The following is a 243-nucleotide window of genomic DNA, read 5'->3' on the forward strand; positions in this document are numbered from 1 at the left end:
TGACCTGCCCCCACCGTCGCTACCAGTCGCTATGTTAGTGCCCCGACCGTCCCAGCCATAGATGTCGGGCCGAGGAGCGAAGCTCCGAGGGCCGGCGTCCAGGGCACGATCGCCTCGGGCGCCGGCGGGCGGTATCCCAGGCTGCTGTGGGGCCGCACGGTGTTGTACCGCACCCGGTACCGCTCGATCAGCACCTTCGCCTCCAGGAGCGTGTCGAAGATCTCCCCGTCCAGCAACTCGTCC

1 protein-coding gene is annotated in these 243 nt (G+C 68.7%); it reads right to left on the reverse strand.

All coding sequences use genetic code 11. The annotated features are described in order from the left end of the window. Positions 1-29 precede the first annotated feature (29 nt). The coding region (locus G6O68_RS32260; RefSeq protein ID WP_165253874.1) for an integrase core domain-containing protein at positions 30-243 on the reverse strand (214 nt) is incomplete at its 5' end.

Source organism: Paludisphaera soli (assembly GCF_011064595.1).
GTDB lineage: Bacteria > Planctomycetota > Planctomycetia > Isosphaerales > Isosphaeraceae > Paludisphaera > Paludisphaera soli.